The sequence below is a fragment of the Ornithinimicrobium pratense genome (assembly GCF_008843165.1).
GTDB classification, from domain to species: domain Bacteria; phylum Actinomycetota; class Actinomycetes; order Actinomycetales; family Dermatophilaceae; genus Ornithinicoccus; species Ornithinicoccus pratensis.
The window spans coordinates 1,548,463-1,562,587 of record NZ_CP044427.1 but is presented as its reverse complement, the minus strand read 5'-3'; the positions used below and the strand labels follow the sequence as shown (position 1 = coordinate 1,562,587).

Annotated in this window: 12 protein-coding genes; 3 read left to right on the top strand and 9 right to left on the bottom strand. The window is 70.0% G+C overall.

Features of this window, described 5'->3' with window-relative positions; translation table 11 throughout:
- Positions 1–128 precede the first annotated feature (128 nt).
- From FY030_RS07005 to FY030_RS06995, 3 genes are all read left to right on the top strand, one after another.
- The gene (locus FY030_RS07005) at positions 129–1,292 is read left to right on the top strand and encodes a pyridoxal-phosphate-dependent aminotransferase family protein (protein ID WP_158060883.1); all 1,164 of its coding nucleotides are present in this window, start codon (positions 129–131) and stop codon (positions 1,290–1,292) included.
- A complete protein-coding gene (locus FY030_RS07000; protein ID WP_158060882.1) occupies positions 1,289–4,279 on the top strand; it encodes an FAD-binding and (Fe-S)-binding domain-containing protein in 2,991 nt (996 codons plus the stop codon). Before FY030_RS07005 ends, FY030_RS07000 begins: the two co-directional genes overlap by 4 nt.
- Positions 4,280–4,377: 98 nt before the next feature.
- The gene (locus FY030_RS06995) at positions 4,378–4,806 is read left to right on the top strand and encodes a GlcG/HbpS family heme-binding protein (RefSeq protein ID WP_158060881.1); all 429 of its coding nucleotides are present in this window, start codon (positions 4,378–4,380) and stop codon (positions 4,804–4,806) included.
- Between the two features lie 97 nt (positions 4,807–4,903).
- Here the strand turns inward: FY030_RS06995 and FY030_RS06990 are convergent, their stop codons facing one another.
- The 9 genes from FY030_RS06990 to FY030_RS06950 form a co-directional block, all read right to left on the bottom strand.
- Positions 4,904–6,382: an aldehyde dehydrogenase family protein gene (locus FY030_RS06990; protein WP_192498758.1), complete on the bottom strand. Its 1,479-nt coding sequence runs from the start codon at positions 6,380–6,382 to the stop codon at positions 4,904–4,906.
- Positions 6,379–7,230, bottom strand: a complete 852-nt coding sequence (locus tag FY030_RS06985) for an NAD(P)-dependent oxidoreductase (protein WP_158060879.1) — start codon at positions 7,228–7,230, stop codon at positions 6,379–6,381. Before FY030_RS06985 ends, FY030_RS06990 begins: the two co-directional genes overlap by 4 nt.
- Positions 7,231–7,232: 2 nt before the next feature.
- A complete protein-coding gene (locus tag FY030_RS06980; RefSeq protein WP_158060878.1) occupies positions 7,233–7,730 on the bottom strand; it encodes a hypothetical protein in 498 nt (165 codons plus the stop codon).
- Positions 7,727–8,569, bottom strand: a complete 843-nt coding sequence (locus FY030_RS06975) for a DUF3100 domain-containing protein (protein ID WP_158060877.1) — start codon at positions 8,567–8,569, stop codon at positions 7,727–7,729. Before FY030_RS06975 ends, FY030_RS06980 begins: the two co-directional genes overlap by 4 nt.
- An 86-nt stretch (positions 8,570–8,655) precedes the next feature.
- The gene (locus FY030_RS06970; protein ID WP_158060876.1) at positions 8,656–9,570 is read right to left on the bottom strand and encodes a LysR family transcriptional regulator; all 915 of its coding nucleotides are present in this window, start codon (positions 9,568–9,570) and stop codon (positions 8,656–8,658) included.
- 66 nt (positions 9,571–9,636) lie between these two features.
- Complete coding sequence (locus FY030_RS06965) at positions 9,637–10,857, bottom strand: phenylacetate--CoA ligase family protein (protein WP_238348601.1); 1,221 nt, start codon at positions 10,855–10,857, stop codon at positions 9,637–9,639.
- Between the two features lie 65 nt (positions 10,858–10,922).
- Positions 10,923–11,783: an ABC transporter ATP-binding protein gene (locus tag FY030_RS06960; RefSeq protein WP_337692493.1), complete on the bottom strand. Its 861-nt coding sequence runs from the start codon at positions 11,781–11,783 to the stop codon at positions 10,923–10,925.
- Positions 11,780–12,988, bottom strand: a complete 1,209-nt coding sequence (locus FY030_RS06955; protein WP_158060875.1) for an ABC transporter substrate-binding protein — start codon at positions 12,986–12,988, stop codon at positions 11,780–11,782. Before FY030_RS06955 ends, FY030_RS06960 begins: the two co-directional genes overlap by 4 nt.
- 65 nt (positions 12,989–13,053) lie before the next feature.
- Positions 13,054–14,118: a branched-chain amino acid ABC transporter permease gene (locus tag FY030_RS06950; protein WP_158060874.1), complete on the bottom strand. Its 1,065-nt coding sequence runs from the start codon at positions 14,116–14,118 to the stop codon at positions 13,054–13,056.
- Positions 14,119–14,125 lie beyond the last annotated feature (7 nt).

The following is a 14,125-nucleotide window of genomic DNA, read 5'->3' as shown; positions in this document are numbered from 1 at the left end:
CGCAGACGACTATTCCACCTGGTGGAATATACGTTTCGTTCGATGTTATACGCTGCCCGCATGTCGCCCGCGCGTCAAGCGGTGACGGACAGAGCTACACCGAATCCAGACAGAGAGGTCTCCCCCTCATGGGCCGCCACTTCCTTCAGATCCCCGGTCCCTCGCCTGAGCCGGACGCCGTGCTGCGGGCCATCTCCGCGACGACCATAGACCACCGAGGTCCCGAGTTTCAGCAGCTCGGGCTGCGAGTGCTGGAGGCGGTCAAGCCAGTTTTTGGCACGACCAACCCGGTCATCATCTACTCCTCCTCCGGCACGGGCGCCTGGGAGGGCGCGCTGGCCAACACCCTGTCTCCGGGTGACCAGGTGCTCTTCTACGAGACCGGCCACTTCGCCAGCCTATGGGTGGAGATGGCATCCCGGCTCGGGCTGAAGCCAGAGGTGATCGACTCCGACTGGCGCCACGGCGTGGACGCCGAGGCCATCGGAGCGCGCCTGGAGCAGGACACCGACCACACCATCAAGGCGGTGTGCTGCGTCCACAACGAGACCTCCACCGGCGTGACCAGCGACATCCGCGCCGTGCGCGAGGCCATCGACAGGGCCGGCCACCCGGCGCTGCTCATGGTCGACACCATCTCCGGTCTGGGCTCGGCCGACTACCGGCACGACGAGTGGGGCGTCGACGTCACGATCGCGGGCTCCCAGAAGGGGCTGATGCTGCCGCCGGGTCTGGGCTTCAACGCGGTCAGCGACAAGGCGATCGAGGCGTCCCGACGCGGAGGCGCCGCTCGGTCCTATTGGGACTGGGAGCCGATCCTGGCCGCCAACGAGCGGGGCTTCTGGCCCACCACGCCCTCCACCAACCTGCTCTTCGGCCTGGAGGTGGCCCTGCAGATGTTCGCGGAGGAGGGTCTGGAGAACGTCCTGGCCCGGCACCAGCGCCATGCGGCCGCCACCCGCGCCGCCGTCAACGCCTGGGGTCTAGAGGTGCTGTGCCTGGACGAGCCCTACCACTCCCCCGTCCTCACCGCGGTCCTGATGCCCGAGGGACACGACGCCGACGCCTTCCGGGCGTTGGTCCTGGACCGTTTCGACATGTCGCTCGGTGCGGGTCTGGGCCGGCTGGCCGGCACGGTCTTCCGCATCGGCCACCTGGGCTGGATCAACGACCTGACGCTGATGGGTGCCCTCGCTGGCGTGCAGATGGGGCTGCGCCTGTCCGGCGTGCCGGTCGCCGGCGACGGCGTCGCGGCGGCGATGACCGTCTTGGAGGAGGGCGCCGGCGCATGACCAGCACCACCGTCCCCTCGTCGACGACGCCCGCCGCCCTCTCCGACCTCGAGCGCGAGCTGCGCGAGGCCCTCTCCGGGGAGGTGGCTTTCGACGACTACACCCGGCACCTGTTCTCGCGGGACGCGAGCATGTACACCCTCATGCCCCAGGGCGTGGTCTTCCCGCGCCACACCGCCGACGTCGCCGCTGCGGTCAAGATCGCGGCGCGGCACGGCATACCCGTGACCGCACGTGGAGCCGGCACCTCCCTGGCTGGGCAGACCACCAGTGAGGGCCTGATCCTCGACCTGTCCCGCCACATGCACCAGATCCGCAGCCTGGACCCCGAGGGCCGGCGCGCCGTGGTCCAGCCGGGTGTCGTGCAGGATGACCTCAACCGGGCGGCGGCCGCCTACGGGCTGATGTTCGGCCCGGACACCTCGACCTCCAACCGCGCCACCATCGGTGGGATGATCGGCAACAACTCGGCGGGCTCGGGCTCGGTGCGCTACGGCATGACGATCGACCACGTCCGCTCCCTGGAGGTGGTGCTGGCCGACGGCACGGTCACCCGCCTGGGACCACTCACTGAGGAGGAGTGGGCGCGGCGTGCAGAGGAGCCCGGCCTGGTCGGCGCGATCCATCGCGGGCTGCCCGGCATCGTCGAGGCGCACCGCTCCTCGATCGGCGAGGGGTTCCCGCCGTTCTGGCGTCGTGCCTGCGGCTACCGGTTGGACCGTCTCGCCTCCGACGAGGGCACAGAGCCCTTCGACCTCGCCACGTTCGTCGTCGGCGCCGAGGGCACCCTGGTCGTGGTCACCGAGGCCGAGGTCGACCTGGTGCCCAAGCCCAAGCACACCGTCTTCGCGGTGGGCCACTTCACCAGCCCGCAGGCCGCCATCGAGGCCACCACCGACGCGCTGGCACTGGACCCGGCGCAGGTGGAGCTGATGGACCGCACCATCCTCGACCTGTCGCGCAGCAAGATCGAGTACGCCGGCCTGGGCGAGGTGCTCGTGGGCGACCCCGACGCGCTGCTTTTCGTCTCCTTCACCGGAGAGGACCTCGACAAGCTGACCGCCCAGGTCGACGCGGTCTCGCGCGTCTGGGAGGAGCACGGGCACGGCTACGCCACCCTGCGCCTCATCACGCCAGCGGACCAGCAGTCATTGATGAAGGTGCGCAAGTCGAGCCTCGGCCTGCTCATGGCCGCCAGCCAGGGCACCAACCGGCCGCTGGCCTTCGTCGAGGACACCGCGGTCCCGCCGGAGGTGCTGGCCGACTACACGACCCGCTTTAAGGACATCCTCGACGCCGAGGGGATGACGGCCGGCTTCTATGGGCACGCATCCGTCGGCTGCCTGCACATCCGGCCCTTCGTCGACCTTGCCGACCCCGACGAGGTGGCCAAGATGCGCCGCGTCGCGGTGCAGATCAAAGATCTCGTCCGCGAGTTCGGCGGTGTCAACTCCTCCGAGCACGGTGACGGCCTGGCCCGCAGCGAGTTCAACCGCGAGATCTTCGGCGATGACCTCTACGAGGCGATGCGAGAGGTCAAGGCCCTCTTCGACCCGGCCGGCACCCTCAACCCCGGCAAGATCGTCAACGCACCGTCGATGACCGACAACCTGCGCGACGCGGCGCTGCCGCCCGCGCCGATGTTCCGAACCCGCCTGGACTTCTCCGTCAACGGCGGCATGCGAGGCGCCGCGGACCGGTGCATGAACATCGGGGTATGCCGCAAGAGCCACGTCGGGGCGATGTGCCCCTCCTACATGGCCACCCTGCAGGAGGAGGACTCGACCCGAGGTCGGGCCAATGCCCTGGTCAAGGCGCTGTCCGAGGCCGACCCCAAGGCGGCCCTCGGCGACGAGCGGCTGCACGAGGTGCTCGACCTGTGCCTGATGTGCAAGGCCTGCAAGTCGGAGTGCCCGCTGGGCGTCGACATGGCCAAGCTCAAGAGCGAGACGCTCTCCCACCGCCACGACGTGCACGGCATACCACCGCGCTCGCGGGTGTTCGGCGCAATCCGCCGCCTCAACAAGCTCGGGTCCCGCATGGCCGGCGCCGCGAACCTGGCCGGCAAGGTGGGACCCGGGCGCAAGGCGATGGAGAAGACGCTGGGCATCGCCCACCAGCGCCCGCTGCCCACCTTCCACTCGCTGAACCTGATCAGGTGGTTCGACCGGCGCGGTTCCGGGAGCCCCAGCCAGGCGGCACCGGCCTCCCCCGGGACCGTGCGCTTCCTCGCCGACTCGTTCACCTCCTTCACCGAGCCGCACATCGGGCGGGCGGCGATCGAGCTGCTGGAGCGCGCCGGCTGGGATGTCGACCTGGTCAGCTCCGGCTGCTGCGGGCGCTCCGCCCTGTCCAAGGGGCTCGTGGACCAGGCGAAGGCGAGCGCCGCTGACCTGGTCTCGACGCTGGCGGCCGGCCCGCAGGAGTCGCCCATCGTGGGGTGCGAACCCTCGTGCCTGTTCACCCTGCGCGACGAGACGCTGTCGATGCTGCCGGGCGACGCCCGGGCCGTGTCGGTCGCGGCTCGCGTCCGACAGGTGGAGGAGCTGCTCACGGAGGCGGTCGACTCCGGCGCGCTGGAGCTGGCCCCCGACTCGTGGCTGTCCGGCCGGCGCATCCTCTACCACGGGCACTGCCACCAGAAGGCTGAGGTCGGAACGGCCGCGACCGTGGCGCTGCTGCGGCGGATCCCCGGCGCCGAAGTCGTCGAGGTCGACGCCGGCTGCTGCGGCATGGCGGGCTCCTTCGGCTACGAGGCCGAGCACTACGAGATCTCGATGCAGATCGGCGAGGACCGGCTCTTCCCCGCCGTGCGGGCCGAGACGGCCGAGACAGTCATCTGCGCGACGGGCACCTCCTGCCGCGAGCAGATCTTCCACGGCACCGAGCGCAACGCCTGGCACCCAGTCGAGCTGGTCCGCGAGGCGCTGGTCGCGGCGGGTAGCCGCACCGCGGACCGCACCGCCGCCGACGAGCGCATGTCCTGACGACAGGACACCCGAGAAAGCCCGACAGAACACGCGACAAGGCCCCACAGAACACCCATCAACTGACTGTTACCCATCGAGCACCAGGAGCACTCTTCATGACTATCGATCTGGAATCGGCCCGGAACCTCATCGCCGGAGCGCGCGCTGCAGCGAAGGAGCGAGGGCTCAAGCCGCTCACCGTGGTCGTCCTCGACGCAGGCGGCCATGTAGTGGCAGCCGAGCGTGAGGACGGCTCGTCCGCCAAGCGCTTCGACATCGCCTACGGCAAGGCGCACGGGGCCATCGCCATGGGCTTGGGCTCCCGCGCCCTCATGGCCCGGGCCGAGCAGCAGCCCTACTTCATCGCCGCAGCCACCTCCGCGATCGGGGGCGCCCTCGTGCCGGTGCCCGGCGGGGTGCTCGTCCGCGACGGCGAGGGCACCCTCCTGGGCGCTGTGGGCATCACCGGGGACACCTCGGACAACGACGAGGCCGCGGCCGTCGCCGCGATCGAGGCCCTAGGGCTGACGGCACAGACCGAGTGACATGTCCGTCCGGTGTGCGAGAGCGCGGCACGAGGACCGACTAGTCAGGTCGCACCGGTGAGTGAGCTCCTGCCCTGAGGGTTTCCGGAGCGGGCGGTCAGTATCCGAACGCCAACGGCGCGTCCGGATCCGTCTCCACCCACACCGCCTTGGGCTGGGTGTACTCCAGCAGCCCGTCCAGGCCGCTGGAGCGCCCGAAGCCGCTCGCTCCGAAGCCGCCGAACGGCGCCATGACGTTAATGGTCTTGTAGGAGTTGACCCAGACGGTGCCGGCGCGCAGCTTGCGGGCGACGCGGTGCGCCCGGTCGACGGACCCGGTCCAGACGGCACCGGCGAGGCCGAAGTCGGTGTCGTTGGCCAATCGCACGGCCTCGTCCTCGTCGTCGAAGGGGATCGCGACGACGACGGGACCGAAGACCTCCTGCTGAGCGATGGGGTCCTGGTTGCTGACACCCGAGAGCACGGTGGGCGGGAAGAAGAAGCCCTCCCGGTCGGCGCGGGCCCCTCCGGCGACGGCCTCGGCCCGCTCGGAGACGGCGGCGCCGACCATCGTGGTGATCTGTTCCAGCTGGCGGGCGTTCTGCACCGGGCCCACCTGCGTCGCGTCCTCGAAGGGACTGCCCAGACGGATCTGCCCGGCCATCTCACCGAGTCGCTGGACGACCTCGTCGTGGACCCTGCGGTGCACCAGCAGGCGCGACCCGGCGACGCAGCTCTGGCCCGCTCCGGAGAAGATCGCGGCCGCCGCCCCGCCGACCGCCCGGTCCAGGTCGGCGTCAGCGAACACGATGTTGGCCGACTTGCCGCCCAGCTCCAGCACGCACGGCTTCAGCTGCTCCCCCGCCGCCGCCGCGATCCGCCTGCCAGTGGCCGGTGAGCCCACGAAGACGACCTTGGCGACGTCGCGGTGGGTGACGAGCTCCTGGCCAGCCGTCGGTCCCAGCCCGGCGACCACGTTTACCGCTCCCGGCAGCAGCCCCGCGCCCTCCGCCAGCCGGGCCAGCAGCACCGAGGTCAGCGGCGTCAGCTCGGAGGGCTTGAGCACCACCGTGTTGCCGGCCGCCAGCGCAGGGGCAAGCTGCCAGCCGGCAGTGAACACCGGCGCGTTCCACGAGGTCATCTGGGCTACTACGCCGTAGGGCTCCCGCACCGTATAGGTCAGGTGGGAGGTGGGCACCGGGATGACCTCGCCGTGCTGCTTGTCCGCCCAGCCGGCGTAGTACTCGAACATCTCCGCGACCTTGGTGGTCTCCGCGACTGCGTCCCGCAGCGGCTTGCCGACGACCTGGGCCTCCAGCCGCGCCAGCGGCTCGAGGTGGTCGCGGACCGCCTGCCCGACGGCCCAGAGCACCCGGCCCCGGTCCGAGGGGGTGAGGGCGCGCCATACCTTCCCCGCCTCGTGGGCGGCACCGACCGCCTGCCGCACGACGTCGGCACCGCCGTCGGCGTAGGCGGTCAATGTCTCCTCGGTCGTGGGGTCGATGAGGAGCACCTCCTCCCCCGCACCGGCCAGGACCTCACCCCCGACGTAGGAGCCGACCACGTCCGTCCCGAGCAGTTCCTGCCAGATCTTCACCGCTTCACCATCCTGTTGAAGTCCTCCTGCGGGCCGACCTCGTCCCGCAGCTGTGCCCACATCTCCCGAGCCGCCCGCACGACGGGTGAGGAGGCGCCGAGCTCCTGGGCAACCGTTGCGGCAAGGTCGACGTCGCGCGCCATGAGCCCCACCGGGAAACCTGAGTCGAAGGTGCCGCTGAGCACCCAGCGCGGCAGGTTGACCTCGGTCACCCCGCTGCGGCCCGACGCGGCGTTGACCGCCTCCAGCAGGCGGGCGGGGTCGATGCCGGAGCGCTCCCCCACCTCCAGCAGCGTGCGGGATGCGCTCAGGTGGATGCCGCACAGCAGGTTGTTGACCAGCTTGGCCGTGTGCCCGGCGCCCACGTCGCCCACATGGGTGACCCGGCCAGCCAGAGGCTCCAGCGCCCGGCGGACACGCTCAAGGTGCTCCTCGGCGCAGCCGAGGAAGACGGTCAGCTCCCCGGCGAGCGCACCCGACGGGCCTCCGCTCACGGGTGCGTCGGCGAGCACGTGCCCGGTGTCGGCGAGGAGCTGGGCACGGCGGCGGGTGTCGGTCGGGTCGCAGGTGCTGGTGTCGATGACCAGCTTCGGGGTGTGGACGGCCCTGACCTGCTCGACGACCTGCTCGACCTGATCACCGCCGGGCAGGGACAGCACGACCACGTCCGCCTGCTGCAGCGCGCCGGCCAGCTCGGTCCGATCCACCCCCTCGGGCGTGCTGGGCGGGCCGGGGTCCACGCCGAGGACGGTGTGCCCCGCGCGGACCAGGGATGACGCCATACCCGAGCCCATCTGTCCGAGCCCCACGACGGCGACCGGCGCACCCGCGGCGGGCGGGTTGCTCATGCTCACGTGGTGAACCTCAGCGTCAGGTCCGCGATCGCGGCAGAGCCGACGTAGGTGCCGATGAAGACCAGGATCGCGACGATGAGGATCTTCCAGCCCGACCGGCGCATGACGTCCAGTTCCAGCTTGCTGATCGCCAGCCCCGCGTAGGCCAGGGCCGGCACGGCCATCGCGAGGAAGTCGATGCCCACGACGAGGCCGGTGAACCACTCCGCCCACGGCATGAACGGCAGCGTCAGGACGATCCCGACCAGGGAGATCCAGGCGACCGAGGGCAGGTAGAACGGAAGGTACTTGGTCAGCAGCAGCCCCAGGATGCAGACGACGTAGAGGGCCGCCAGGCCTGCCAGCACCTGGAGCACCGTGAGGTCGGTGGCGATCAGCTGCAGCGGCACGCTGATCAGCGTCACGACGGCCAGGTCCCGCAAGGTGTCGCCCAGGACGATCGAACGGTCGTCGCTGGTGGGGACGAAGTCCTCCTCGGAGGTGTAGGTGGTCACTTCGCGGCCTCCTCGGCGGTCCGGGCGGGCGGGTTGGCGGGGTCGTTCGGGCGCACCCGGAGGTAGATCCGCTCCACGATGGGCAACGCCACGAAGAGGCTGACGTACATGCCCGTGGCGTAGGTGAGCAGGTTGCTGGCGCCGGCGAGGGCGGTGATGGTGTCGGTGGACTCCGGGGCGGCCGCGGCCAGGGCGCCGGAGCAGGCCGCCATCATCGAGCCGCTGCCCACACCGCAGGCCATCGCTAGTGCCTCGACGCTGAAGACCTCGGCGGTCGCCAGCACCGAGGCGAGGATGGCGAAGATGAAGGTGCCGAAGAGGGTGCCCATGACGTAGACGCCCATGACGCCCGTGCCCTCGGGGCTGCGCAGCCCGTAACGGTCGGCAATGATCGCGATGTTGGGCTCGCGAGCGATGGAGTGGACCGCACCGATGGACTCTCGGCCCATCCGGAAGACCCAGATCGCGACGGGGAAGGCGATGAGGATCGTGCCGAGGTTGCCCAGCTCCTGCAGGACCAACGCGGGGCCAGAACGGACGATCTCCTCGATCCCGGGCCCGATCGTCGTCCCGAACTTGGCGATGAAGGGCATGATCGCGATGACGATCAGGGGGCCGGCCGCAGCGGTCCGCTTGGCCGAGAGGAACCTGCCCACGGCCGGGACCACGTGCGGGTTGAGCACGAGGGTGAAGACGAACGCAAAGAGCAGGGGCAGCAGCAGGATCGTGCCGATGCCGATCGGGATCGGCCGGACGCCGATGAGCTGGCTGACGATGCTGACGACGAGCACCACCAGATGGATGGGCCAGAGTCTGACCAGGGTCCTGACGATGTCCACGGGGCCTCCTGAGCGCGGGATGCTGTGAGGCTAGGAGAGCCCTGGGTGTGGCACAAGGCACCGAAGTAGTCCCCAGGGAGGCGCCTCTAGAGCAACACCTCGGGGTCGAACCAGGCTTGGCAGGAGGACAGGAGTGCGACCGCGGCCGGCGAAAGGCGTCGTCCGGTGCGGGTCAGCAAGGCAGCCCGGACCCTGCTCAGGTGTGCGTCGTCGACCGGGACCAGCCTCACCACCTCTGCCTCGACCGCCCTCTTGACCGTGACCGGAGGGAGCAGCGCGACCACCTGGCCCGCCGCGACCGCAGCAACGATGGCGGGTTGGGAGTCGCTCTCCATGACGACGTCCACCTCGACGGCGTGCGCTCGCAGGACGTCGTCGTGCAGGGCCCGCAACCCGAAGCCCTGTGGGAGGACGGCCATCCGCTCCCCCGCGAGGGCGGACGGAGTGATCGACTCGGACCCTCCCGCGGCCAAGGACTGACCGGGCGCGCAGGCCAGGCCTACCGGCTGGGGTGTGCCGCGGACCACACGCAGGCGTCGGTCGGGCGCCGGGTGCAGCGCGACCGCCAGGTCGGCGTCGTCCCGTAGCAGGGTAGCCACGACCTCACCTGTCCCGCCGGTGACGATGCGGACGAGCACACGGGGGTGCTTGCGCATGAACCCGGGCAGCACCCGGGTCGCGAAGTCTTCGACGAAACCCAGGCCCAGCGCCACCGTCACCCCGCCCTCGGCCGCCGCTGTCACCCGCGACAGCCTCGCGGCGAGGTGGACGTCGAGATCCTCCCTCTCCTGGGCGTGCTGCACTACCACCCGTCCCGCCTCCGTCGGTCGAGCACCCTCAGGACCGCGTTCAAAGAGTGGGCAGCCAACGCGGCGTTCGGCCGCGGCCAGGGTCCGTTGCACGGCTGACGGTGCGACGCCGAGCTCTCGTGCGGCGGCCCGCAGTGACCCCGCCCGCGCGACGGTGGAGAGGTAACGCAGCGTGCGGTCGTCAAGCATCATGCCTCTCTGTTCCTCTGTCGGTGGCCCGACGTGATGGCTCGGGTCAGGGGCCACGTGCCCGCGGGCTCAGCTCCAGTCGCGCCGGTCCACGACCGGGCCGTCACCCTCGCCGAGGTAGTCCACCACCCGCACCTCGGTCCGGAACCGCAGGCCCTCGCGGATGCGTGTCGTGAGCGAGGAGGTCAACTCCTCCTCTGCCACGGCGCCGTCGGCGACGACGTGGCAGGCCAGCTGGTCGACATGGTCGAGGCGGTCGATGACGAAGCGATAGTCCCGCACCCCGGGCACGCCGTCCATGACAGCCGTCACCTGGCGCGGGTGCAGAAACATTCCCTTGACCTTGACCGCTTGACCCACGCGGCCCAGCACCCCGCGCAGGCGCAGCGAGCCGTCCGGGCCCAGCATCCAGCCGGACAGGTCGCCGGTGCCGAAGCGGATGAGCGGGTAGTCCGAGCGCAGCAGGGAGATGACCACCTCACCCTCAGTGCCGTCGCTCAGTGGCTCCCCGGTGCCGATCGCGCACACCTGCACGTCCACCCCGTCAGCGAGCACCAGTCCTTGGCCTGGCTCCTCCCCGGCCGGCTCCCAGGCCAGCAGCCCCGTCTCCCCTGTGCCGTAGGCCATCCGCAGGTGCGGCACCCGCTCGCTCAGCAGCGCCCGCAGCGAGTCGGGCAGGGGCTCGGCGGTGACCAGCGCGCGCTCCAGCCGCCACCGGTCCGCTGGCAGCCCGGCCTTGTCAAAGTGCTCGGTCAGCGCCTTGAGGTAGGACGGCAGTCCGGTGTACGCGCTGACCCCCAGGTCGGCGATGGCCCTGGCCTGCAGCTCCTGGTTGCCGATGCCGCCGGGCACCACCGAGGCCCCGACCGATCGGGCGCCTTGCTCCAGCATCGCCCCCGCCGGTGACAGGTGGTAGCCGAAGCAGTTGAGCAGCACATCCCCCGGCCCCACACCCAGGTCACCCAGGGCTTGACCCCAACGCCAGTCCGCATCGACCAGCTGGGGTTCGTAGAGCGGCCCCGGCGACTGGAACCAGCGGGCGACCTGCGCCTCCGCGGCGAGCAGGCCACCGTGCGGGGGCTCGGTCCGCTGCCGCTCGACCAGGTCGTCCTTGGACAGGACCGGCAGCGCGCCCAGGCCGGGCGAGCCGCATACCTGCTCCACGTCCGTGCCCGCCTCGGCGAGGCGGGCCGCAAAGCCCGGCACGCGCTCGGCGGCCCCTCGCACCACCTCGGCCAGCGCCGGGGCCATCTCCTCAGCCCGTTGTTGCAGGGCAGCCTCGATCGACATGGGTCCTCTTTCCTCGCAGTTGGGGGTATGCGGTGCCGGTAGATCACGCGGGGCACCGCGGTTGGCTAGAGCCAGCGTTTGCGCCGCTTGTAGTGCTTGACGTCCCGGAAGGACTTGCGCCCACCCTCGTCCCCGAGGCCGAGGTAGAACTCCTTGACGTCCGGGTTCTCCCGCAGGTCGGCGGCCGGGCCCTCGAGCACGATCCGGCCCTGCTCCATGATGTAGCCGTGGTCGGCGATCTCCAGCGCCCGTCGGGCGTTCTGCTCGATGACGAGCACGGTCAGACCGGTCTCGGCGTTGAGCCTCTTGACGTAGCCGAAGATCTCCTGCACCAGCAGCGGCGCCAGGCCCAGCGAGGGCTCGTCCAGCATGAGCAACTGCGGCCGCGACATCAACGCCCGCCCGATCGCGAGCATCTGCTGCTCGCCACCGGACAGGTAGCCCGCGACCCGGGCCCGCATGTCGGCCAGCTTGGGGAAGAACTCGTAGACCATGTCGAGGTCCGCGGCCGACTCCTTGCCGCTGCGCGTGTAGGCCCCGGCCACGAGGTTCTCGGCGATGGTGAGGTGCTCGAAGACGTGCCGCCCCTCCATCACCAGGCTCATCCCGTGCTTGACCCGGGCGGGGGCGTCCATCCGGGTGATGTGTTGGTCCTTGAAGACGATCGAGCCGTCGGTGACCTCGCCACGCTCGCTCGGCAGCAGCCCCGAGACGGCCTTGAGGGTGGTCGACTTGCCCGCCCCGTTGGAGCCCAGGAGAGCCACGATCTTGTGCTCCGGCACCGACAGGGACAGGCCCCGCAGCACCAGGATCACGTCGTCGTAGATGACCTCGACGTTGTTGAGGACGAGCATGGCCGGGCCGACCCCGGTGGGGGCAGCCCTGGTGTGCTGGGCCGCCCCCGCGGGAGTCGCAGCGGTGCTCATGGCGTGGCGCCCGCCTCGACCTCGACCATCTGGCCGCCCTCGGCCCGGTAGACACCGGTGCTGGTGGAGCCGCGGTGGCTCTCCGCGGAGAACTCGATAGCACCTTCGCCGATGACGCCGCCGGTGTCGATCGGGCCCATCGTCTCCAGGGCCTCCCGGATCATCTCGCCGGTGAGCTCCTCGCCGTCGTTGTTCTCCACCGCCTGGCGGATGCCCTCGGCCATGACGTGCATGACGTACCAGCCCTGGACCCAGGAAGTGCCGACACTCTCGGGGTCGATGCCCTCCTCCTCGAGGTAGTCGTTGATGATCCCGTGCCCTTCCTTCTCCACACTGAGCGGCGCGAACGGCTGGATGAGCATGTGGCCCTCGGCGGCCTGCTCCCCTGCGGTGTCGATGAACAGCTCGTTGCCGCACCAGTTGAGGCAGACGATCGTCATGTCCAGGTTCTGGTCGGCGATGTCCCGGGCGACGAGCGCGGCCGGGCTGGCCACGTTCTGGATGACGATGTACTGCGCACCCTGGCTCTGCGCCTGGTTCAGCAGGCCGACGTAGTTCTGCTGGCCGCCGGGCATCGCGTAGGCCTGGTAGCCCAGCCCGTAGCCCTGCTCCTCCACCCACTCCTGGCCGTCGGCGACCGGGGCGGTGCCGAAGGGGCTGTCGTGGTGGAAGACCGCGACTTCGGCGTCGCCGCCAGAGTCCTCGTTGATCCAGTTCAGCGCCACGCGCATCTGGTCGGAGTAGGTCGGTGCGACGACGAAGTTGTAAGGCGCCTCGTTCGGGTCGGTGAGCGACTCGGCGAACGAGCCGGACATGAACGGCAGCTCGTCCTGGCCGACGCGGGTGTGCAGCGCCTCGGTGTCTCCGGTGCCCCAACCCTGGACGGCGACGACGCCGTCGTTGACGTACTGGCGGTAGAGATCCTCGGCCTGCGGCACCTCGTAGGCGTAGTCGTTGGAGTCGGCCTCGATCATCCGCCCGTCGATGCCGCCCTCAGCGTTGAGGTGGTTGATGTAGGCGAGCATGCCCTGGTTGTAGGGCGTGCCGACGTCACCGGTCGCGCCGGACAGGTCGGCGATGATGCCGATCGGGATGGGACTGGCGTCACCGTCGCCGCCTCCGCCGTCACCGTTGCCGCAGGCCGACAGCCCGAGGGTCAGGGCAGCCAGTGAGGCGATCAGGGCTCCACGTCGTGTGCGGTTCATGGTTCTCTCCTTGGGGGTGTCTTGCAGGTATGTCGTGGGCTGGGGTCGGGGGGACTACAGGGGCGTCAGTAACGGAAGGGCCAGAACCGGAAGAACTCTTTGATCCGTTCCCAGAGCCGGTTCAACCCTCTGGGCTCGATGATGAGGAAGAGGATGATGACCAAACCGAAGGTCGCGTTCTGCACCGCGGGCAGCTGGTTGCCCAGGAACGGCACGACCGACTCGAAGGCGTTGGCGACGTTGCGGATGACCACCGGGAGCAGGGTCATGAAGATGGCCCCATAGACCGCGCCGGCGATGCTGCCCAACCCACCGACGATGATCATCGCCAGGTAGAGGATCGAGACCTGCAGGGTGAACTTCTCCCAGGAGACGACCTCGCTGTAGTGCGCGGTGAGCGCACCGGCGAGCCCGACGAAGCCGGAGGAGACGGCGAAGGCGGTCAGCTTGGCCCGGGTCAGGTTGACCCCGATCGCCTCGGCGGCGATGTCCTGGTCGCGCACCGCCATGAACGAGCGGCCCAGGCCGGTGCGGAACAGGTTGCGGGCGGCCATCACCGACAGCACCGCCAGGATCGCCAGGATGACGTACCACTGCCGCTCGAAGACGTCTCGGCCACCGATCTGGAAGCCGAGGAAACCGAACCGCTCGACGTTGATGTAGCCCAGACCGCCGGTGAGGAAGTCGCCGATATCGCGGCGGATGAAGAATTCGATGATCTGCTGGCTGGCCAAGGTGGCGATCGCCAGGTAGAGCCCCTTGAGCCGCAGCCCCGGCAGGCCGAAGAAGGTGCCGACGACCGCGGTGAAGACCACCGCGAAGGCGATCGCGAGCGGGGTGGGCAGGCCCATCCGGTCCGAGAGGATCACCGAGGTGTAAGCACCCACGGCGAGGAAGCCGCCCTGCCCCAGGGAGATCTGCCCGGTGTAGCCGACCAGGATGTTGAGCCCGACGGCGCCGATGATGGCAATGAGGATCGTGTTGGCGATCGACATCCAGTAGTTGTCGAGCACGAACGGCACGACGACCAGCAGCACGCCCATCAGTGCCAGGCGGACATACTCGGCCCGCGTCGCGCGCAGGCGTAGCTCGGAGGTGTAGGACCGGTGGTGGACACCGGTGGCGGTCATGGCCACG

What these genes read in the sequence shown, in the direction of transcription:
- FY030_RS07000 (WP_158060882.1), top strand. Translation starts at nt 1,289, where the DNA reads ATGACCAGCACCACCGTCCCCTCGTCGACGACGCCCGCCGCCCTCTCC.
- FY030_RS06960 (WP_337692493.1), bottom strand. Translation starts at nt 11,783, where the DNA reads ATGAGCACCGCTGCGACTCCCGCGGGGGCGGCCCAGCACACCAGGGCT.
- FY030_RS06965 (WP_238348601.1), bottom strand. Translation starts at nt 10,857, where the DNA reads ATGTCGATCGAGGCTGCCCTGCAACAACGGGCTGAGGAGATGGCCCCG.
- FY030_RS06970 (WP_158060876.1), bottom strand. Translation starts at nt 9,570, where the DNA reads ATGATGCTTGACGACCGCACGCTGCGTTACCTCTCCACCGTCGCGCGG.
- FY030_RS06950 (WP_158060874.1), bottom strand. Translation starts at nt 14,118, where the DNA reads ATGACCGCCACCGGTGTCCACCACCGGTCCTACACCTCCGAGCTACGC.
- FY030_RS06995 (WP_158060881.1), top strand. Translation starts at nt 4,378, where the DNA reads ATGACTATCGATCTGGAATCGGCCCGGAACCTCATCGCCGGAGCGCGC.
- FY030_RS06985 (WP_158060879.1), bottom strand. Translation starts at nt 7,230, where the DNA reads ATGAGCAACCCGCCCGCCGCGGGTGCGCCGGTCGCCGTCGTGGGGCTC.
- FY030_RS07005 (WP_158060883.1), top strand. Translation starts at nt 129, where the DNA reads ATGGGCCGCCACTTCCTTCAGATCCCCGGTCCCTCGCCTGAGCCGGAC.
- FY030_RS06955 (WP_158060875.1), bottom strand. Translation starts at nt 12,988, where the DNA reads ATGAACCGCACACGACGTGGAGCCCTGATCGCCTCACTGGCTGCCCTG.